Source organism: Kribbella sp. NPDC055071 (assembly GCF_053608045.1).
In genome coordinates, this window is the sequence record NZ_JBSGUS010000011.1 from 1 (window position 1) to 20,859 (window position 20,859).

18 protein-coding genes are annotated in these 20,859 nt (G+C 64.8%); 6 read left to right on the plus strand and 12 right to left on the minus strand.

Annotated elements, in window-relative coordinates; genetic code table 11:
• Positions 1–223 precede the first annotated feature (223 nt).
• From ACWF4Z_RS19120 to ACWF4Z_RS19140, 5 genes are all read right to left on the minus strand, one after another.
• Positions 224–700: a hypothetical protein gene (locus ACWF4Z_RS19120; protein ID WP_452244410.1), complete on the minus strand. Its 477-nt coding sequence runs from the start codon at positions 698–700 to the stop codon at positions 224–226.
• A 256-nt stretch (positions 701–956) separates the two neighbouring features.
• On the minus strand, positions 957–3,830 hold the full coding sequence (locus tag ACWF4Z_RS19125) for a DEAD/DEAH box helicase (protein WP_452244411.1): 2,874 nt from the start codon (positions 3,828–3,830) through the stop codon (positions 957–959).
• Positions 3,827–5,182 (minus strand): ATP-binding protein, encoded by a 1,356-nt coding sequence (locus ACWF4Z_RS19130; RefSeq protein ID WP_452244412.1) that lies wholly within the window; start codon positions 5,180–5,182, stop codon positions 3,827–3,829. Before ACWF4Z_RS19130 ends, ACWF4Z_RS19125 begins: the two co-directional genes overlap by 4 nt.
• On the minus strand, positions 5,179–7,374 hold the full coding sequence (locus tag ACWF4Z_RS19135) for a tellurite resistance TerB family protein (RefSeq protein ID WP_452244413.1): 2,196 nt from the start codon (positions 7,372–7,374) through the stop codon (positions 5,179–5,181). Before ACWF4Z_RS19135 ends, ACWF4Z_RS19130 begins: the two co-directional genes overlap by 4 nt.
• 235 nt (positions 7,375–7,609) lie before the next feature.
• Positions 7,610–10,312 (minus strand): TrlF family AAA-like ATPase, encoded by a 2,703-nt coding sequence (locus ACWF4Z_RS19140; RefSeq protein ID WP_452244414.1) that lies wholly within the window; start codon positions 10,310–10,312, stop codon positions 7,610–7,612.
• 455 nt (positions 10,313–10,767) lie between these two features.
• Between ACWF4Z_RS19140 and ACWF4Z_RS19145 the strand changes: the two genes are divergently transcribed.
• Positions 10,768–11,883 (plus strand): hypothetical protein, encoded by a 1,116-nt coding sequence (locus tag ACWF4Z_RS19145; protein WP_452244415.1) that lies wholly within the window; start codon positions 10,768–10,770, stop codon positions 11,881–11,883.
• Between the two features lie 418 nt (positions 11,884–12,301).
• On the opposite strand, the gene ACWF4Z_RS19150 is transcribed toward ACWF4Z_RS19145, so the two are convergent.
• On the minus strand, positions 12,302–12,679 hold the full coding sequence (locus ACWF4Z_RS19150; protein WP_452244416.1) for a peptidase inhibitor family I36 protein: 378 nt from the start codon (positions 12,677–12,679) through the stop codon (positions 12,302–12,304).
• 223 nt (positions 12,680–12,902) lie between these two features.
• Between ACWF4Z_RS19150 and ACWF4Z_RS19155 the strand changes: the two genes are divergently transcribed.
• Positions 12,903–13,271, plus strand: a complete 369-nt coding sequence (locus ACWF4Z_RS19155) for a ribosomal maturation YjgA family protein (protein WP_452244655.1) — start codon at positions 12,903–12,905, stop codon at positions 13,269–13,271.
• Here the strand turns inward: ACWF4Z_RS19155 and ACWF4Z_RS19160 are convergent.
• The 4 genes from ACWF4Z_RS19160 to ACWF4Z_RS19175 form a co-directional block, all read right to left on the minus strand.
• On the minus strand, positions 13,237–14,829 hold the full coding sequence (locus ACWF4Z_RS19160) for a GxGYxYP domain-containing protein (RefSeq protein ID WP_452244417.1): 1,593 nt from the start codon (positions 14,827–14,829) through the stop codon (positions 13,237–13,239). The genes ACWF4Z_RS19155 and ACWF4Z_RS19160 overlap by 35 nt on opposite strands.
• 11 nt (positions 14,830–14,840) lie before the next feature.
• On the minus strand, positions 14,841–16,064 hold the full coding sequence (locus tag ACWF4Z_RS19165; protein WP_452244418.1) for an SGNH/GDSL hydrolase family protein: 1,224 nt from the start codon (positions 16,062–16,064) through the stop codon (positions 14,841–14,843).
• 191 nt (positions 16,065–16,255) lie between these two features.
• Positions 16,256–16,651: a tautomerase family protein gene (locus tag ACWF4Z_RS19170; RefSeq protein WP_452244419.1), complete on the minus strand. Its 396-nt coding sequence runs from the start codon at positions 16,649–16,651 to the stop codon at positions 16,256–16,258.
• 61 nt (positions 16,652–16,712) lie between these two features.
• Positions 16,713–17,306, minus strand: a complete 594-nt coding sequence (locus ACWF4Z_RS19175; RefSeq protein WP_452244420.1) for a TIGR03086 family metal-binding protein — start codon at positions 17,304–17,306, stop codon at positions 16,713–16,715.
• Between the two features lie 52 nt (positions 17,307–17,358).
• Here ACWF4Z_RS19175 and ACWF4Z_RS19180 point away from each other — a divergent pair, with 52 nt between their 5' ends.
• The 4 genes from ACWF4Z_RS19180 to ACWF4Z_RS19195 all read left to right on the plus strand — a co-directional run bounded on the left by ACWF4Z_RS19180 (position 17,359) and on the right by ACWF4Z_RS19195 (position 19,560).
• Positions 17,359–17,775: a MarR family winged helix-turn-helix transcriptional regulator gene (locus ACWF4Z_RS19180; protein ID WP_452244421.1), complete on the plus strand. Its 417-nt coding sequence runs from the start codon at positions 17,359–17,361 to the stop codon at positions 17,773–17,775.
• A 153-nt stretch (positions 17,776–17,928) separates the two neighbouring features.
• A complete protein-coding gene (locus tag ACWF4Z_RS19185) occupies positions 17,929–18,342 on the plus strand; it encodes a DoxX family protein (RefSeq protein ID WP_452244422.1) in 414 nt (137 codons plus the stop codon).
• Positions 18,343–18,391: 49 nt separating this feature from the next.
• Positions 18,392–18,901, plus strand: coding sequence for a sigma-70 family RNA polymerase sigma factor (locus tag ACWF4Z_RS19190; RefSeq protein ID WP_452244423.1), 510 nt, complete (start codon positions 18,392–18,394; stop codon positions 18,899–18,901).
• Positions 18,898–19,560, plus strand: coding sequence for an anti-sigma factor family protein (locus ACWF4Z_RS19195; RefSeq protein ID WP_452244424.1), 663 nt, complete (start codon positions 18,898–18,900; stop codon positions 19,558–19,560). Before ACWF4Z_RS19190 ends, ACWF4Z_RS19195 begins: the two co-directional genes overlap by 4 nt.
• A 252-nt stretch (positions 19,561–19,812) precedes the next feature.
• On the opposite strand, the gene ACWF4Z_RS19200 is transcribed toward ACWF4Z_RS19195, so the two are convergent.
• Both ACWF4Z_RS19200 and ACWF4Z_RS19205 read right to left on the minus strand, forming a co-directional pair.
• Positions 19,813–20,049, minus strand: coding sequence for a hypothetical protein (locus ACWF4Z_RS19200; RefSeq protein ID WP_452244425.1), 237 nt, complete (start codon positions 20,047–20,049; stop codon positions 19,813–19,815).
• A 62-nt stretch (positions 20,050–20,111) separates the two neighbouring features.
• A complete protein-coding gene (locus ACWF4Z_RS19205) occupies positions 20,112–20,819 on the minus strand; it encodes an ArsR/SmtB family transcription factor (protein WP_452244426.1) in 708 nt (235 codons plus the stop codon).
• Positions 20,820–20,859: the final 40 nt, after the last annotated feature.

The window sequence follows — 20,859 nt, forward strand, 5'->3', positions numbered from 1 at the left end:
CCTCACGAAGCACCAGCGCAACAGCAGGACGGTTCGGCATACCTCATTCTCACCCAACACCAACCGTCACCTAATTAATGACACGCGCCACTAGCCCCACAGCTGCAAGGTCTGTTCGAAGGCCTTGTTTCGATAGGTCGTGTGCCAGGTGAGGATGTTCGGCTCGTCGGACAGCGGAACAAGGCCGAGGTGATCGTGCCAATGCTTGGTGAGCCGGTTTTGCTCAGCCTGCCAGAGAGCGGACTGCTGTGGCGTCAGCTCGTTCTGACTTGGATCGCATCCTGGAATGGCGTCGCGCCATTCCAGGGGGCGCTGCTTCGGTGGCGACGATGGTCGACGACTGGTCGAAGAGTTGGATGCCTTGTGCAGAGGTCCAGGCGCCGAGACTGTGTCCACGTAGGACGGGCGTGATGCGCACCGATCGCAGCAGAACGACAGTGTCGGTCACGAAGGCTTCGGGCCAAATTTCCGAGACTGTGGGGCTCCACTCGTCATCGTCATCCCGGAATGCAACCAACGGTGCGACGAGGCGCTCTAGATCACCGGCGACCTCGTCCGCAGCGTCCAGCAGGCCTCCGATGTCTCTGATAGAGCGACGCAGTTGGCCGTCCGGGGCGCCCAATCGGGCAACGAGCAGGTTGGCCTCGCCGACCCATGCGTAGCCGTCCTCGTCGAACTCGACTCCGTGCGCGGCGAGCATCGGCTCGAATTGCCCGCTGATACCAGCGTCATGTTGTGCTACCACTTCGCCGAGCGCTGACTCATTCTCATCCAGCTGACCCCCACGCGAACGCGCCAGTCGTCGAACCCGGCCATCCAGGCGTCAGTGCGCCGGAATTTTCCTTGAACCTCGATGACAACATCATCGGGCCGCGGCAGGCGTAAGCGCTTCGACGCGCAGCAGGAGGGAAGGTCGTCGTAGAAGGTGATCGGCCTAGTTGGGGTACCGCCATAGGTCATCGGTGAGGATCTTGCTTTCGTGGTTGGAGGCTTGGCGTTGGCAGCGTGAGGGTTGGCGCGGGCGTTGGAAGTGGGCCCGCGCAGCCCAGTTCCGCAAAGGCTTGGATGCCGGTTGAACGAGCATGCTCCAGATAGCGCTGGAACAGATGGGCGGTTGCGTCGGCGTCACCGAGAGCGGTGTGAACACCTGTCAGGGGTACGCCGGCAGCCGCGCAGCAGGACTGTAGTGAGGCGGAATCGGGCGAGCCGAGCTTGCGGGCCAGGTCCATGGTGCACAGCATCGGCCAGTCTGGAGGTTCGACGTTCGCTCGTTCGTATTCGGTGGTGAGGAAGGCTGTGTCGTACGGGGCGTTGTGGGCCACTATGACTCGGCCGTCGAGGAGGCCGGTGAGCCAATCGGTCAGCTCGGCAAAGTGCGGGGCTTGGGTCAGGTCCTCTGGGTGGATGCCGTGCAGCCAGGTCGGGCCGGGATCTCTGTCCGGGTTGACGAGGGTGGTCCATCGGTCGGTGATGTTGCCCTGCGGGTCGGTGTGGACGATGGCCAGCTCGATCAGCCGGTCGTCGAGGCCGGAGAAGCCGGTGGTTTCGATGTCGATCACTGCGAACGGCGTCTGTCCGAACCGCGGGTACTGCGGAGCCGGGTAGCTCGGTATTACGTGCTCGTCAATGGTGACAACATCCTGGGTTTCGAGCCTGCGCAGCGTATCCCACGCTCCGTCGACGTCGAGGCTGTGTGCGGCGTAAGACCGAGCGAGCAGTTCCTCCGAGAGGTACTCGTCGTACTTGTCTCGCTGTTTGTTCTCCACTGTTCTTGCCAAGACCACTGGATCTGGACTGTTGCTGGCAGCCAGCTCGCGGATCACAGAGTGAACCTGGTCGGCGGTGCTGTCATTGATGTGTACGGCGACTCCGTCGGTGCTCACTCGAAGACCGGCCTCGGCGAGCACGACAGCGAGAGTGTTGAGGATGCGATCGCCACGCCAGCAGAAGATCAACGTATCGTTGCCCCAGGCCACAATGGATCGCTCGTGGAGCTCGAGTCGTCCGTAAGATTCTCGGCCTTCGTCGAGCAAGGCCTGTGCGGTCTTGTCGAGGTATCTCGGCACGTCGGATGCCTCGTACCAGGTGCGCATGCGTTGACGAACCAGGTCTGCGACCTCGCCACCCCCGCCGGAGAACAGAGGCGGTCGTCCACCGCCGGAGCGGGTCAGCTCGATCACTCGGGCGCGAGTGTCGACGTCGATCACTCGCCAGCGATTACCGGCGAAGATCAGCATGCTTCCCACCAGCACCGGAAAGTCGACGGGGATGGAGCCAAGCGTGCGTCCGCGGACCACCGCACGGTACTCGTCCGCGGTTTGAAAGGCGGTGTAGAAACTGTAGTGATTGACGATCTGGTCGCCACGTTCGCCATGCAGCAGGAGTCCGTCGGTCGACTGTGTCAGAAGGTCGGCCGTGCCAAGGCCGGTGAGCAACGCGACGAACGTTGCCTTGTCGACATGCGAGAACGGTCCGCTGCTGCAGAGCGCCGAATACAGCTGCTGAGCCGTGGCACCGCCGTGCTGGGCGATGACGGACAGGATCTGCTGTGTCAGCGTGGACAGATGTTGCGTCCCGGTGGTCGGTGGCTCGAACCAGCGATCGTTCAGCATCAGGTCGATCATCGCGATGCATTGCAGTAGTTGTGAACGCAACTGGTCGGCGGGTGGGGTTCGTTCGGTCAGCTCGCGTTCTGCGACGTACATCCGCAGTACCGCGGGTTGATCGCGTCGGCCCGACCGGCCGAGCCGTTGCCGAAGTGCGGCGACGCTTTGCGGCGCGCCGATCTGCGATACGGCGTCGGTACTGCCGATGTCGATGCCCATCTCCAGTGTTGACGTACAGACGGCCGTCGTCGGTGTTTCGCTGGCGCGAAGGCGGCGTTCGACGTCTTCGCGGTATTCCTTGGACAAGTTGCCGTGATGGGGGAAGAACTCGTTCGGTACGGCGCGGCTCTCGGACAGGTCGCGGAGGATGTCGACGTACGCCTCCACGGCGGACCTGCTGTTCGCGAAGACCAGGTTGTCCTTTCCGCGGAGGGTGCTGTAGAGGTGCTCCGCGATCGCGTGTGCATCGTTTGCATGCACGGGCTCGTCGTCGGTGGAAGCAGTCTTGGGATCGGCTCTGAGGTAGCCGCGCAGTTGCAGACGGATTTCCGCGGTGTCGCCGCCTGGGTTGTTGATCAAGTGGACCTTGGCGCCACTGCCTGGACGCAAGAACTCGGCGGCGACTCCGAGATCGGCGAGAGTTGCGGACAGTCCGACTCGAGGTACTCGACGGCGAAGGGCGAGTTCGAGTCGATGCATCAGCGATTGCAGTTGGGCCCCGCGTTCGGTCCCGATGAAGTCGTGGAGTTCGTCGATCACGACGTACTGCAGGCCGCTGAAGACGACCGCGATCCGATGACCTTCGCGGACGAAAAGGGCCTCGAGCGACTCGGGAGTGATGAGCAGGATGCCGTCAGGATCCTTGATCACCTGGCGTTTGTGACCGCTCGAGACGTCACCGTGCCAGCGGTGCACGGAGATGCCCGTGGCTGCGCCCAGACTCTCGAGGCGAAGATACTGATCGTTGATCAGGGCCTTCAACGGTCCGAGGTACAACGCCTTCACGCCAATGCCCTCTGCGGTCGCAAGCTTCGAGCAGATCGGCAACCATGCTGCTTCTGTCTTCCCGCTGGCTGTGGCGGCTGCGATGATGACATCCAGGTCGGCCAGGATTGGATCCACGGCGTGGGCTTGGACCGTACGGAGCCTGTCCCAACCCTGCTGCCAGACCCATCGCTGGACGTCTGTGTGCAAACGATCGAAAGCAGTGGCAGGCGCGGTCACAGTTTGAAGCTGCTCAGGTCGTCATCTTGATCGACCGCTCCGGCAGTGGCCGGCACGGTCGACTCCTCGGCCAGGGGTTCGAGGTCAGGATTGGATTCTGGGGTGACAGTGACCGCGTCGATGATTTGGTCCCACCGGTAGTCCGGGTTCTGGTCGAGGATTGCGAGCAGGTCCAGGAAGCTGCGGATCGTGTTGCGCGGGGTGCGGAAGTAGGCCTCCCCGATCCTCGACGAGCAATGGCTCATGAACGCCTGCAGGGCTTCCGGCGGCACGAGATACGCGGCGGGGTCCCCGGCCGCCTGGACGTGCACCAGCTTGCTGAGGAGGACATAGAGATCCTCAGGAGTCAGCGACGCCAGCCGTACGACTGGCCCGCTCAGGTCCACACGCCCGTTGGTCGCAAAGGTGTTCTCACTCAACCGCGACTGCAGCGCCGTGTACGAGTAGAGGCCACGTCGGCTGTCGGTGAGGAAGTCCGGCGTACCGCCGAACACGAAGCCGATGCCCGCCGCGGACCCCTGGAGTGCGTCGTTGAGGATCCGCAGGATCTGCTCGTAGTTGGAGTTCCGGGCCTGACTGTTCGCGAGCTTGTAGAGATTCACCATCTCGTCGAGGCAGACGAGCAGGCCGTCGAAGCCGGCGAGTCTCACGAAGCGTGCGAGCAGCTTCAGTTGGTCGTAGAAGTTGGCGTCGTCGACGATCGTACGAACACCGAGCGCTGTGCGGGCGTCGGTCCGAGTGCTGTACTCGCCGCGCAGCCACCGAACCGCGTCGGACTTCAGTTGCTCGTTGCCGGTGTCGTGGCCCTGCCAGTACTTTGCGATGACCTCGGCGAAGTCGTACCCGCCGGTGAGCTCCGTCAGTTGGCTGAGCCCGGCGCGAAGGATGGATTCCGGTGACCGTCCGGTCGCCTGTTCCTCGTTCAATGCGACGGTCACGTAACGCTCCACGACACTACCCATGGCGCCGCCATCCGGCTTTGCGCGGGTGGACATGTTGCGCATCAGTTCGCTGTAGAGGCTCCGAGCTTGGCCGCCGGTGGCGTGCAGGCGACGATCCGGCGACAGGTCGGCGTGCACTGTGACGAGCTTCTTCTGGAGTGCCACGGAACGTACGAGATTCAGGAAGAACGTCTTGCCGGAGCCGTATTCGCCGATGACGAATCGCGCGGCCGACCCGGTGTCTGCGATCCGGTCGATGTCGGTGATGAGGGCACTGAGTTCGCCGGCCCGGCCGACCTGGATGTGCTGCTGCCCGGCGCGTGGGACGACGCCGGCGCGCAGCGAGTTCAAGATGGCGTCGCGATCGCGCGGGCGGATTCGCTCGCTGGTCGGTGCGGGCTGAATGGTCATGCGAAGAGCTCCTGCCGGGCTTCGTGATTGATGCTGAACGTGTCGTCGCCGTCGTCTTCGAGGAACGGTTCGTCGGTTGCATCGAGCGATGCTTCGTTGATCGTGTCGAGTGCGCCGTCAGGCATGACCGCGTACTCGGCGGCCACTTCCTCGAACTCGGCCCGGGTCCACCGATCTCGTTCGGCGAGCTTCCGAAGCAGAGCCGAGTGGTTGCCATCGAGCCCGGCGATCCCCTCCTGGTTCGGGTTGAGCGGAGGCGAGGCGCGCTTGGCGTGCTTCGGTTCCGCCGAGATCCGAGTGTCGGTGGTCTCCTCATCGCTGAAGATGTCGGTCAGTAACGCCGAGACCTCAGCGGTCTCTGCGAACTTGGCCTCGATGGACGCGAGATCCAGCACGACACTGTTCGGCGACGCGTCCCGCGGCTCGGGGATGGCGTAGCCCGGATCGGGTACGCCGGCCGGTCGGACAGTGACCGGACCGGTTGAAGGGGCGGGACCTGCAGCGGAGCCCGAAAGCAGGACGTGAAGCCGGGTGTGAACTTGGCCAGGATCCAACTCGAGCAAGCGGAAGATCTTGGTCAGGCTGGTGATCTCGTCGGGGGAGATCACGCCGTCGGCCGCGGCGACACTGATGAGCAGGTCGGCCACAGCCTCGCGTTGTGGCCTGGACAGCGCCTCGATGCGACGTTTGAGGCCGGTGAGCTTGACCTGGCTAACCGCAAGCCAGCGCAGATGCGCGCCAAGCCGATCCCTCTCTCCAGGCGTGAGTTGGAGAGCGGAGTTCAGGTGGGTGACCAGATGGGTCTGTTCCTCGGAACTGACGTCTCCGTCCGCCGCCGACACCGCGGTGGCGAGATGCAGCAGAGTGGTTGCTGCGGCATAGGCAGCCGTGGCTGCCTGCGGGAGATTGTTGCCGCTTCGGAACAGTACGACTGGAGTCCCGGGGGCGATCGCTGGTCCGCCGAGCCGTGCATCGGGCTCGACGGCGAGTTCGAAGTTTCCCAGCAGTTGAGCCAGCGCCACCGCTTCGGCTTTGGCCATCCGCTCGGGTGACTTGGTCGGCCATCGGCGCATGAGGTCGGCACCTGTGATCGCCTGCTGTGTGGCGGCCAGATGAGTCGCCCAGTCGCGCAGTTCAGCGAGCTGCCCGGTCGGGTTGCCGAGCAGCTCTCGAGGGAGCAGCGCCGCAGCCTCCAGAGTGCCGCGGCCATCGGGATTGCGTCCCAGGTACCGGCTGTACCCGTCGAGGTCGTTCATGACGCCATCCGCGATTGCTGCCAGCACGCGTCCCGGGGCTGCCTGCTCGAAGACATTCGGCAATCCGGTCCGAACTGACACCGAGCGCAGACCGGCGCTCGCCGCGAAGTACTCGATGTTCATCGTTGCGCGGCCCGACCGGAGCACAAGGCCGCTGCCGTGCGCGGTGGCGTACCGGCTCTTGAAGAGCGTCACGAACTCATCTAGACACCGTTGTGCCGGTGCTCTGAGCGTGACGTTCGGGTGATACCAGGCCCACGCGACCGCCCAGTCGGCCGGCAACGGCCTCCCATCGGTGGCGAACTTGCCGAGTTGAGCTACCAGCGAGGGCGGCGGCTGCCACCTGTACTCACGCGTCAGTGGCGGCAGAACCGCCTCCTGGGGCGTGTGTTCGGCCAGCAGCAGGTCCAGTACGCCAAGGAACTCCGCGGCATAGCTACTGAACGAACGGTTGTCACCGTAGATCGCGAGCAGGCGTTGCACCTCCGCGCGAAGCAGAGGCAGTTCCCACGAGAGCGCCGGATTCGCCGCAAGGTCCACGAGCACACGCCGCTCGAGTCCGTAGAAGAACAAGAAGACATAGCCGATGCAGGCATCCGGAGCTAACCGCCCGCCCGCAAGCCAGGCCAGGTACGCAGCACGCGCCTCCGGCGAGATGTCGTCGTACGACGGCCAGTAGTCCATCGTCGCGCCCGCGAAATCGGGACGCCGATGATTCACCTTCAGACTCGGGTCGATGAGAGCCGGCTCGCTCTGTCCGGGTGATGCTGTCAGGCCTCGGCCGACGTACAGCATCCCGCCCTGAATCGACATACCCGCCACGGTCGTGCCCGCTCCTGGCCCGAACCACTGTGCATGCCGAGTCAGCTGATGCACAGCCAGCGGACTCGGCTGGAGTGCTGGCCCGGAGGATCGTGGTCCTCTGTCTGCTGGCATTGGCGGCTGTTGAGGCGCCTCCGGCCATACCTGATTGCTGACAACCTGCGGCGTCTCGGCCGATGCCTGTTTGGACTTCCGCAAACGGTCGAGTAACCCCACCTTGTTCCCCCTCAGCTCCTGAGAGCCGCGTAGTTCCCACCCGTGTCAGTGCAGCCGCATCGGGGCGGCGCACTTCCCCGCCCGCTACATCGTCGAGCCTTGCGCGTTCGTTACGCTGTGTTGCTCCTGGGCATCATTTGGCGGTCGGGCCGATCAGACGTCGGTAGCGGGTTTTGATCGCGTCCTCGCCGCCTTCGAGGATCTCGCAGACGTTGGCCTTGACCTTCTCGACCTGCAGGGTGCCTTCAGCCTCAATCTGGGGAAGGGGGTTCCCGTGCTCCAGCGCGAGGATGTTCTCGGCCGCGGAGGTGACGACGATGTTGGCGTTGTGGGTCGAGACGATCACCTGCCGGTGGGCCTTGATGCGCTTGAGGGTTTCGACCGCGAGATGCTTGATCAGCTTATTTTCCAAGTCATCCTCGGGCTGGTCGAGCAGGAGTGGATCCGTGCCCATCTGAAGGATGACGGTGAGAAGAGCGGCGGTCTTCTGCCCTGGAGATCCTTGGTCGACGGGTACCAGGTTGCTCTTCTCGGTTGCGCGGTACTGCACCGCGACAAGGTCGTCGGGAATCCAGAGCATGATGTCGGTGACCAGGTCGAACGTGTCGGCGCCGGCGAGGCGGTTGTAGAACCGGTTGTCCACCTTGAGAGATTTCGCGAGAGCGGAATCGGTGCGCTGCTCCGCCAGCTCGATCAGCGCTTCCTTGAACTCCTGCACCGCCTTCGGGAACTGCGGCTTCTTCGGCTCCTGGTCGAGCAGGGACTTCGCGATGCCCTCGCGGCTGAAAGCGGAGTCGAAGGAGTCGGGGCAGTTGAGGAGACGGCGGAGTTCCTGTCCGACATCGGCGAGGTCGGCTTGCTGATGGACCGCAACGCGGGTGAGTTGGGTGGTCCCGTTGAGCCCTTGAGCGTAAGCCTGGCGTCGTTTGAAGAGGTCTTCGCGCTTGGTCGCGAGCTCGTCCAGGAGCGAGGCGATCACCTTCTCCTGCTGTTGACAGGCTCCGGTCGAGCTCTCGACCTCGCGCAGCTCGATTTGGAGTGCGACCTCCCGTTGCCGATCGGCTTGGATCTGCTCCGGGGTCAGACTCGAAGGGCTGCCTTGCTGAGCTAGCCACGAGTTGAGATCTGCGACGCGTTGCTGCCAGGCCCCGGGCGGTGGATCAGCCTTCCACGCTGTGCGCGCCGTCTCCAGAGTGGTTGCCGCCTGCACGAGGAGATCCGCCGCCGCGGTGAAGGATGCAGCGCGATCGGCGTAGTCGGCCACCTGGAGAGCGTCGGTCACGAGCCCGCGGAGGGTCGATGCCTGGGTGCCGACGCTCAGCTCGATGCTCTGTGCCTGCTGTTCAGCGGTTGTGGCGTCTTGGATACGAGCCTCGGTTGTTGAGAGTTCTTGGTACTCGGTGGTTTCCCGCAGTTCGGCCAGCTGCTTCAGGCGACCTTGTACTTCCTCGAGTTGCCCGCGGATCCGGTCCGTCTTCTCGGCCTCCGCACGGAGCTTGCGGAGCTTGTTGCGCTCGTCTCTGAAGTTGAGCTGAAGGAGCTCGTATTCCTCCTCCCACGTACGCTTCTGGATATCCGGCATGTCGTCGAGGATCGTCAGGAAGCTCTGCGGGGAGGTCGCGAGCTCATAGATCTGCTTCTGACTGAACACACGAATCGGAACCCGATCGAAGACCCGGCCGGCCTGTACCTGCCATTCGCTGTCTTCACGGACCTCCAAGCTCGGTTTCTCCGGTGCATCACCCGACCACGTGACCCTGAGCAGCCGGTCGTCCTTCGTGTACTCGATGACGATCCGGGTGGCTTCGTCCCACCACCGTTCGCCGCGCTCAGCCGACGGGCGGAACCGTCTTAGTTCCTCAGCGACGGGGCCTGCCAGCTCATGGCTCCGGCCGAGTGCGAGCCGCAGCAACTCGATCAGCGTCGACTTGCCGACTCCGCGGCCACCGATCAGGCAGTTCATCCACGGACCGAAACGGTATTCCTCGGTGGCGTCCCCGTGGACGACGCTGATTCGGTTGATGTAGCCGTGCCCGGCGTTGTTCGGGTCCGTGTAGCCCCGGAGGACACGGCGTACAGACTCTTTGGGATCTGTCAGAGCCAGCCGAAGTCCCTCAAGATTTAGGGTCTCGGCTTTGAAGAGCGTCAGGTGGGTGCCGGGTGCCTTTGCTTCGTGTTCCTCCTGACAGCCGTCGGTCGTCAGGTGATGCGCGTCGGATCCCAACACAGGAATCCAGCCCAACCGCTTCGCCTGGTCGAGGCTCGTGTCGTCGATGACTTCGACGGCCATTACGTCATCCGCGGAGCCGAGCGCTTCGAGATCCCGAGGATCAATCCCGAACACGCCCGCCTTCCGATCGGCGTGCGCCGGGATACAGAGTCCGCCCTGAGCGGTGATGACCTTCGCCGTGTCCAAAACGGTTTGGTTGGCGGTCTCGTCACTGTGGCCCCGTGTACCGGTGAACTGGCAGAGGGTCAGCACCTGATTGACGACTTCCGCGTCAGCGCGCGGATCGAAGATCCCGAGGACATGAATACCGCCGGCGACGGTGAGCTCGACGCCCGGAAAGATCACGAAAGGGGGCAGGCTGGAATCCTCCTCGCGCAGCTGTGCCAGGGCATCTCGAGCGAGATCGATCCCGGCGTGCGAGTTGTGATCCGCGACCACGATGCCGTCCACGCCGGCGTCGATGTATGCCTGGATCCACTCCTTGAACGTCGGCTTCGGCTGGTCGTTCGCTGTGCCTTCGAGGCCCCCGTAGTCGAACGACGCGGGTGAGTGCGCGTGGATATCGAGACTCCACCATCGCGCTCCGGCGTACACCCTGGATGTCACTGCGGCCCTTCCTGATTACACGACGTACTGCACAGATGCCCCGTACATCGACAGGAAGTTACGGAGCGTTACATCGAAATGGTCTCGTGAGACATCCCTGTGTCGAGAGGGTGTTCCCTTGAGCCGATCTATCCCGGGAGGCTGTAGGGGCAACATCGAGGATCGTTCGCGGGATTGGACGACCGTCGCTGAGATGGCCAAGATGTTGGGACCGCTGCCGACCGCTCCCGGCCACGCTTCCGATCTACACATCGCGATCCGAGTGGCGATCCGCAGGTAGTGGTGCCTTGTCCAGTCAGAGTGAGCACGACCGTTGCGCATGCGGCGGTACTGGAACGAGCACGGTATCCGTCGACCTGTGTTCTGATTGCTGCCTCACCTTTTGAAGACGCCAGTGGGGGGCTCGGCCGAACTCCGAGCGAGCTGACGTCCGCCGAACCTAGAGGGAACCCGCCATGACCGACGCTCCGATTGATACCGACGACTCCGATGACGATGCCGCTCGTGCGGCGGTGGAGCGGGACCGCGACGAGGTTCGGGAGTTCGTCAAAGGGCTGGACCCTCACGACCTGAAATCAGGCGGCTGGTTCTCGAAGCTCGTCGCGCACGCTCTGAAGGCCTACACCAACAAGGTCGACTGGCAGTACTTCCAGGAGAAGTACCAGGGCGTGCCGGCGGACGGCATCGTCGAACAGCGGATCACGATGGCATCGCGATACGCCGCGCTCGAAGGCGGGCTCTCCGCCGGGGCGTACTCGGCGGCGGTTGTCACGACTATCGGCACCCTCGGGGGCGCCTCACCGCTGGCTGTGCCCGCGGCGGTGGCGACGTTCATGGTCGACCTCGCCTACATCACCCAGCTCCAGTTGCGCCTGGCCTATGACATCTCCGTGCTTTACCGGGTCCCGCTCGACCTGGACGATCCGGACGATCTGTGGAAGCTCATTCGCGTGGCTTTCACGATCAAGACCGCGGAATTGGCGCGGGAGGGCGTCACCAAGTCAGTCCCGTTCGTGGTACGCCCGCTGGTCAAGCAGTTCTACTCCAGGAACGTCCTGGCCACGGCGAGGGCTCTCCCCGTCGTCGGGAAGTACCTGTTGCAACGCAATGCCATCAAGGTCGGCATCCCTCTGGTCGGTATCCCCCTCGCCGTCGTGCTGAACCGCTACACGACGTTGGTCGCGGGCCGGCATGCGAGAGCCGTCTTCCGTAACGAGGCGCGGGTGATCGAGTTGGCCGAGCGCCTGAGCAGCTCGTGCCAATACCCTCAGTTGATGCTGTGGGTCGCGTGGCTGGTCATCACGGCGGACAACAGGATCAGCGACGACGAGACACTGCTGATGAAGCACCTCGTCAGGGCCGTCCGCGATCAGCATCAAGTAGTCGATGAGGAGCTCGCCAACGTCGTCAACATCGACCCCACCGATGTGTGGAAACGTCTGGACGCCGAGTCCGGAGACCTGACCGAACTCCTCGAGGTCGCCGACCGAGTGGCCACAGTGGACGGCAGCCTCACCGCGCGTGAGAAAGAAGTCATCGCTGAGCTTCGTTCCCGCTGTCGCCGAACTTGAGGCAGCCACGAGCCGTTCGCGTTGTTGGTGCCTGGCGCTTGAGCCGTCCGGGAGAGCCGATTCGGGTCTTTACCCCCAGGTCCTGGCCCCGACGGGCGCGAAGCTGTCCAAGTCGCTGCTGCCGCGAGCGCGCGTCCGCGGCGTCCTTCCCGCCGATGTCGAACAATGGACGTTCGACACCACTGCCGCAGACTGTCGTCAACACCGTCGGTAGCGTCGTGCTGTCGCAGAACGGCGCGGTCCACCTGCGGTAGACGCGAACACCCAGCTCGTCGGCGAGTGATGCGCTGAGCGCCACGACTTCGTAGTACAGGCGGAAGCCCAGGTCGCTTGACCTGGGCTTTCCTGGACAGGTCATCCGAAGAGGCGGCCTCGGTCGACACCGGCCATGTGCTGAAAACGCTCGCGAGGAACGGTTTCAGGAGGCGCGGATGTCCCAGACTGAGGATCCCTTGTTTCGGTTGTTGGTTGGGAGGTTGCCCTTCTCACCGACCTTGAACATGGTGCCGCCGCCTTCCCAGCTGTTCGGGTTGTTCATGACGGCCCACTCGCTGCTGCGGCGGTTCCAGCCGCTCTCGATGTTGTTGTTCATTCCTCGTGGTCCGCTGGCGTCGCCGAGGTTCGCGTCGCTCTTGGTGTAGATCGCGATCACGCCGGATCCGTTGAGGCCGGTGAAGACGCAGAAACGGTTGGCCGGGCAGCGGTTGTAGCCGGTCGCGGCCTGGGCCGGGATCGTGCCGAGGGCGGCGAAGGAGCCGAGGACGGCTGTGATGGCGAGTGTTCTGACGATCTTCAACTCAGGAACTCCAGTCGGGTAGGCAGTAGGTCACTGACCGTACCCGGGCCCCGGGCCGCTCCGGGGCCAAACGAACCGTTCCGCCACGAGATTGCAGCTATTGACATCGAGCAGGCTCATCGCTCGTGCCGGCCGCGATCGAGGAGCTCATCGCCGTTGTTCCGGGTCAGCGCGGACGCCCTGCCTGTGTGACCGTTCTGGGTGGGGGATCATCTGTCGGGTGATGAGGCCTTGGTTTGCGGTTCCTGTTGTGGTGGTTCTTGGCCTTGGGGTGCGGGCGTTTGCGGGTGGTGATTTTGCTAAGTACGCCGGGGTCGCGCTCTATGCGACGTTGATTTATGCGCTGGTGTCTTTCTGGCTGCCTAGGGTGTGGGCGGTCTTGACGGCGATCGGCATCAGTTGGGCGGTTGAGTTCTTCCAGCTCACTGGCATTCCGGCTGAGTTGTCGGCGCGTAGTGGGTTGGCTCACTTGGTGTTGGGGTCGACTTTTAGCTGGCCGGATTTGATCTGGTACGTCGTAGGTGCCGGCCTTGGCGTGATCGTCGTACGGCCACGCGCTACGGGAGGTCGTGGGCCCGGCGGAGGAGGGTGAAGTATTGGTCGCCTCGGAGTAGGTGGAAGAGGGGGTCGAGGTTGGCGAGGGTTTGGGCGACGGTGGTGGGGGTCATGGTGTCGCCGGACAGGAGGAAGATTGTGGTGAAGACCGGGCCGCCGCGGGAGTCGTACTTGGCTCGCGCCGCGTTGAGGCCGTTGGTGAGGTCTTGGGGGGTTAGGGCCAGGCGGGAGCGGCCGATGGGGATGCCGGCGAGGATGAGGTCGTCGGAGTTGTAGTCCTCCCAGTTTTGGAACATGCCGGTGGGGGCGAAGCGGCTGGCGTAGATGGCGGCCTTGTCTTCGGGGAGGGCGACGTACGTCGGGAGCGTCGTGTCGTCACCTGATTGGCGGTTGATGATGACGGTGCTGTCCATGCCGGCGCGGTGGGCGTAGGTCGCGGTCTGGGTGACGTAGGTGTCGAAGGTGTCCAGGGGCCAGGCGCTCGGGAAGATGTAGCCGAGGCCGGACGGGCCGGCGAGTAGATAGTCGTTGGCGGTGGCCGTGCGTTGGTAGTGCGACAGGATCGCCGGCGCGGCATCAATCAGCTCAGGGGACAGCGGCCAGTTGAGTGGGATGGAACCGCGCGCCGGGTCTTCCCACAGCAGGCGGGTGCGGTGTTGCGCGTACTGCAGGTTGTCGCCGTCGCTGTAGACCAGCGTGACGTAGATCTTGTCCTCGAGCGCCGGCGGTGCCGGGTGCGGTTGGGTCGACCGAATCGTTGCCGGTACGCCGCTCCACACGGTCAAGTTCTGCATGAAGTCAGCGGGCAGCACATGGACCCCACACTTCGACAGGCTCTGTACGTTCTGGCTCTCGCCACCACGCAGCCAGCCGATGAACGGCGCGTTCAGCGGCAGGTCGTCCGCGAGTCCCTGCAGCAACGCCCGCTGTGCGGCGTCGGAATGATCCAGCCACACCACCAGTGCGCTGTTGGCGACCGCATAGTCACGCAGATACCCGCAGATGTCCGGCGTGTGGCTGATCAGCATCCGATGCGTCGTCCGCGGCCATAGCGTGTCGATTGCCCACTGGTACGCCGCAAGCTCGTTCGCAAACTGTCCGCGGAGGTCCGCAACGATCGGCAGCGAAAGCTGGGTGGCGACGGCCGCCGAGGTGGCCACGGCGTTCTCCAACCCGGCCAGCGTGGTCGCGAGGTTGATCGTCGCCGACAACGCGGGGTCGTACAGCACGGCGCCCGTGATCTCGCTGCGGAACCGACTGACCAGGCTCAGCGGCTCGACCAGACTTCCAGTCGGTACGCCGAGATCTGGCAACCAGGTTGCCTTGCCCTCCATCCCCTTCTGCTGCAGGTAAATCCGCGGCGTGGTCCGGTTCACGACGCCCTGCAAGGTTGCCAGCAGCAACTGCTGATCGGCGGCGAGCGGTTCGATGTCGGCCATCACCAGGCTGGCCGGGGCAGGGAAACGCGGCAGTGCTTGGCCGGTCGGCCAGGTGATCCCGGTCGCACAGCGAGCCGAGGCGGGCGACGTCGTACCGGCGAGTGCAAGTCCCGCGGCGGCGCCCGCGGTGAGGGAAAGGAATGTCCTGCGATCCATAGTTGAGCCTCCTAGAGGGTGGGATCGAGAAGGGCGAGGTCGACGGCGTTGGCCATCGCCTCGTAGCCACGAGAGTTGGGATGCACCCCGCCGCCGGAGTCGTAAGCACCCAGGAGCAGCGTCGGATTCGAGGGATCCTGTACGGCGAGATCGAAGTCGACAACGCCGTCGAAATACCCACCCGTGCGGATCGCGGCGTTGACGTCGAGCCGGAGCTGTTCCTTCGGCGCCGTGAATCCAGCCGCGCCGCCCCACGGGGTGATCGTCGCGACGATCAGCCGGATGCCGTGTACCTGCAGGCGATTCCGGACCTGCCGATACGCGCTGATCAGGTCGCCCGCGACGGCCGCGCGGCCGCTGTTGATGTCGTTGATGCCTTCGAGCAGGATCACGGCGTGAACGCCGGGATGGGACAGGACGTCGCGATCCAACCGAGCCTGAGTGCTGGGCGAGCCTCCGTCGTACAGGATGCGGTTGCCCGAGATGCCCTCGTTGAGAACGCCGATTGGGGCAGGTCGGGCGAGGAGGCGGCGCGCGAGGTAGTCCGGCCAGCGTTGGTTCAGCATGTAGGTGGAGCCAACGCCGTCGGTGATCGAGTCGCCGACGCAAGCGACCGCGCCGCCGGAGCCCGGCAGTTCGACACTCAGCTCATCGATCCAATAAGTCTTCGAGATATTCGTTGTGTACGCCGATGCCGATTCCTCGGCCGCATGATCTCCATCAGTGCTCACGTACGAGCGTTGCGCCGCAATGGAATGGCCCGTGACTTCCGCGACGGTAGCGGCCACGTACACGCTGATCGCCAGATCGTCCTCGGCGAGCAACGCGAAGTCGATGGGATCGCTGAGCGCGGTGGCGCCGGCGGCGATGGTCACGCCGGGGTTGCCGGAGAAACTCACCGGATGGTTGGTGCCGGCAACGATCGCGCCACTTCCGGCATGCCGGCCGAGGAAAACCCGGTCGATGGTGAGCGGCGTCGTACCAGCCACGTTCGACAGCCGGACCTGGGGTCGCTGCCCGCCGACGCTGGTGTGTACGACGAAACGCGCGGTCTGGTGGGCGAAGGTCAGGTCCGGCAGCCGGTACGGGGCAGTTGCCCACGTGCCGACCCGAGCGGGTGTCGCGGCCGCCTGCGCGCCCGCCGGCCACCCGGTGGCGACGATGCCGGCTGCGGCACCGCCGAGGACAAGACGGCGCGACACCGCACCGGGGCGTGCGTGATCATCGTTCGGCATTGTTCATCCTCTCGGCGGGGCTGCCTAATTATCAGCGGAAATTAGCAGTGAAATACCCGAAGAACAGCCGAGAGAAAGTATGCACAGCACATCACGGGACAACAAGATCCGACAATTTATCAGCAAAAGTATTTGCGCCGCCGGTCACCGGGCGATCGAAAGTACTTCTCCGCAAACCCCCGAAACCAACCTCAGACTGTGACGGTGAAGCCCAGGTCGACGTCGCAGGCTGCTTGGCCGCCGCGGATTCCCCAGCTCTCGGCGGGGAGGTCGCGTACGACGATCGTTACGTGATCGCGGGGGATGCCGAAGGGTGCGAGTCGTTCGACGACTTCGCCGTACAGGTTGCGCTTGGCGGCGATGGATCGGCCGGCGAAGCAGTCGATGGTGACCAGCGTGTAGAACTCGGGCTGGGTGAGATGGGGAGCGGTGGCGAAGCGGTGTGGTGCGTGGACCATCAGGCGAACGTGCTTGTCCTGCGGTGGAATCCGGAAGGCAGTCACCAGCGCATCGTGGATTGCGTCGATCAGAGCCACTTCTTCGGTCGCGGAGTACTGCCGACGGACCTCGATCAGCGTGCTTGGCATGCGGACCTTTCGGTAGAGGTGGTCCGATCTCATCACGCCAGGCGCACACGCGGGCAGCGAATTAGTGGGGCCAGCGGGGGGAGCGGCCGAGGTGGGCGACGATTTCGTCGAGGGGGTTGTCGCTGGATGATGTGAGTTCGGGGGCGAAGGCTGCGCCTGGGGTGAGGCGTGGAGCGCCGGTGGGGACCAGCTGGGAGACGGTTTCGGCGGCCTCCAGGACGTCGGGGGTGAAGGTCACCTCGAGGCCGAGGGATTTGGCGACGTCCCAGCTGTGGACGACGTAGTCGATGAAGTGGAAGCTGATCGCCTGCCGACCGGGAAACGACAAGCCGGCGCCGAACTCGGGGAGCGGGAATTGCCGCTCGGTCACGCCCTCCTCGGTGAAGGCGGCCACAACGTGTTCGGCAGAAGCGATGTAGGCCTTCACGGGGTCGTCGCCGAGGTCGCGGAGCTTCCAGAGCTCCGGGTCGCTCTCACCGCGGGACGCGGCGGCGAAACCGTAGTGCTGCGTGGCCATATGAGCGAGCAGGCCGTACAGCGTCCACGCGCGGCAGGGGGTCGGCTTGGCGAGATCGGCGGAGGTGACGCGGGCGGCCAGGTCGACACTCGTCTGTACGGCGATGGCGTCGAGGGCAACGTAGTCAATGGTAGACATGTGTAGATAGTAAGCGCCAGCATATGATTGCGCCAGTGCTATCTTCCAGGTCATGACGGAGCGCCCCGACCTGGCGGCGATGCTGTATCCGCTGGTGCGGACGCTCATCGCGCTCGAGCAGCCGATCCTGGCCGAGCACGACGTGTCGATGTGGGGCTACTCGGTCCTGACGGCCCTCGACGAAACCCCGGTCCGGACGCAGGCAGCCCTCGCGGACGCGATCGGCGCGGACAAGTCCCGCATCATCGGCACCCTCGACGAGCTCCAGGATGCCGGCCTGATCGAGCGCACCCCGGATCCCGACGATCGCCGCGCCCGCCTGCTCTCCATCACCGCCAAGGGCCGACGCGTACGCCGTTCCGTCCGCAAAGCGATCCACGCACATGAGGACCAACTGCTCGCGAAGCTCTCGCGCACGGACCGTGAGGCGTTCCTCCGGGCTCTCCAGCACCTGCACGACACGCGCTGACATATCTCCACCGCAAAGCGCAACGCATTCGGAGTGTGATTTACCCGTCACCTTCCGTTGAACCCAACGCCGCTCGCGGCCGTTTCAAGGCACAAGACCAAACCCCGCCCCCAGGACGCGATGAGCGTCCACCTGTTTGGAGTGTGAGGCCCCGTGTTGGAGCGTTTTGACCGTGAAGTGATCTCCGTCTTCCGGATCGTCGTCGGATTCCTGTTCGCCACCCACGGTGCGGCCGCGTTGTTCGGCGTACTGGGCACCCAGCAGATCGATGCCTTCCTCTGGCCGTCGTGGTGGGCGGCGCTGATCCAATTGGTCGGCGGTGCGCTGGTGACGATCGGGCTCGGGACCAGGTACGCCGCCCTGGTGTGCTCGGGGTCCATGGCGTTCGCCTATTTCACCGTGCACCAGGTGGATGCTTTGCTTCCTGTGCAGAATGGGGGCGAGAAGGCGGCGCTCTTCTGCTTCGCCTTCCTGCTGATCGCGTTCCTGGGCAATGGCGCCTGGGCCGTGCAGCGGGTGGCCAGACCGAAGACAACGCAGCTGACAGCAACCGCAGCGGCAGAGTGATCTCAGGACGGGATCGACGATGCACGACGGAGCAGGAGCAGGAGCGCCGATGGCCGATGATCGTGCCGCGCTGCTGCGTGAGCTGCACGACGTGCACGCACCGGCGCTCTGGCGGTTCGTCGTCCGTCTGACCGGCGACGATCGGCTCGCGGAGGACGTCGTCCAAGAGACGCTCCTGCGGGCGTGGCGCCGGCCGCAGATCCTGTCCGAGGACGAAGCGGGGGCCCGGGCCTGGCTGTTCACGGTGGCGCGCAATCTGGTCATCGACGATCGGCGCAGTTCCCGGGTCAACCGCGAGGTGGCCAGCGGTGAGCTGCCGGAGAATCCGAGTGCCGACCACGCGAACGCCGTACTCGACGCGTGGTTGGTCGCGGAGTCGCTGGCTCAGCTGTCCGAGGAGCACCGCCAGGTCATCGTTCGCGCGTACTACGGACGCCGTACGGTCACTGATATCGCCGAGGAGTTGGACATCCCGTCGGGCACCGTGAAGTCGCGGCTGCACTACGGGCTGCGGGCGTTGAAGCTCGCGCTGCAGGAGAGGGGGGTGACGAGCCAGTGAGTGACCCGTATCGGGATTGGGACGCGGCGTATCTGCTCGGGGCGTTGTCGGCGAAGGACCGACGGACGTACGAGGAGCACCTGCGGACTTGTGACGAGTGTTCGGCCGAGGTCGCGGCGCTGGCCGGCGTGCCCGGGACGCTGTCCGCGCTGCCGGACGACCGGGCGCTCGCGACCATCACCGCATCCCCGCCGAACCTGCTGCCCGGTCTGGTTCGCAGCGTGCAGCGGGACCGGCGCAAGCGGCGCGTACGGCTCGGCATCCTGATCGCCGGCGTCGCCACGGCCGCGGCCGTCATCGGCGCGGTGATCGCGATCCCGCTGAGTCGCGACGAACCACAGGGTGACTACGTGGTCCTCGCGCAGACCGTGTCGAGCAAGCTGTCCGCGGACGCGCGCCTCGTCCCCGAGCGCTGGGGGACGACGATCGAGATCAGCTGCCGGTACGACGAACTGGCGACGCCCAGTGAGCGAGCCCGTGGTTACGAGCTGTATGTCACGGACACGTCGGGTAAGTCCCAGCTGGTCGCGACCTGGACCTCGTCACCGGGGACCACGGTCAAACCGGCGGCGACCACGAAGCTGCAACGCAGCGAGATCAAGGCCTTGGACATCCGCAGTTCGGAGACCGGCCGGGTCCTCCTGGCGGTTCGATTCTGAGCGGTTGAGACCGGATCGGAAGAAATATCCGGAAATCCTGTAACACTCAGGCGGTGACCAGCGATACACCGTGTGTAACGCCACTGAGGATCCTGTCCCAGGTCAACCGCCCGAAGGGCCTGGGACGGGATTCTCGTTCGTCGCTTGAGGCGCCCCGGCTGCGTTACGACGAAAGGCCCCCGGCTTCATCAACCGGGGGCCTTCGCTTGTATCCCTCCTCAATTCACAGCGTTCCGCGGGGCGGCGCGGGCGTTACGACGCTCGTTCGGTGTGGTCGGCTTCGGGCAGCGCGATCTGGTCCGCCGGGAGGCGTTCCGTCCGCTCCGCGCCGTCGTCGCCCTCGTACTGCACCAGACCGGTCCATCCCGACTCCTCGTGGTCGCGGCCGATCAGCCAACCGCGACGCCACTGGCCGTCCACCCGGACGACCACATGGCTGGGCAGAGGGAGACGGGACACCAGGTCCGTGCTGGGCTCGAACTCAGTCATGGCCGAAGATTAGGTCGTTTCGGCGCCGAACGCCTCCTTGCAGCGTGTTCCTCATGCACTTCTCAGGCTCTGGGGAGCAGTTCTCGCACGATTCCAACGGGTAAACCGAGTTCGCGTACCGAGCCGGTTACTTTGAGTGCGCGCCCGCCGGGGATGTGGCTCACCCAACCCTGTCGCAAGGCATGTCCACACACAGCGGCACCCACCGCACCGGCGAGGTGCGGACGCCGTTCGGTCACGTCCAGACAGGACCGGACGGCGGGCCTGCCACGCCGCGGCTCGACCGTGACGCCGAGATTCTCCAACCAGGCTTCGCCTTCCGGTGTCAGTGCGACGCCGTCCGACCAGTCGAGCAGGCCGCGCTCGGTCATCGCATCCGCGAGGGCCACGCCGAGCCTGCCGGCCAGATGGTCGTAACAGGTCCGCGCCCGCGCAAAAGCGTCTCGCTTGCTGACGGCGGCCAAGCTGTGGGCGACTTCGGTACGGCGAGGCGCCAGCGCGGCGAGTCCTTCGATCAACTCCGCCGTTTCCGGACCGGCGAGTTCCACATATCGATGCCGGCCCTGCCGTACTTCGGCCAGCAGTCCACCGTTGACGAGTAGGTTGAGATGCTCGCTGATGGTCGGCCGCGACACCTTCGCCAACCGGGCCAGCTCGGTCGCCGTCCAGGCGCGACCGTCGAGCAACGCCAAACACACCGTCGCCCGGGTCCCGTCAGCCAGCATCCGAGCCCAAGCGGCCAACTCCTGTCCCTCGGCCCGCGTCGTCATGGATCCATGATGCCCCTGCGACAGTTAGGCGCCGACCGAA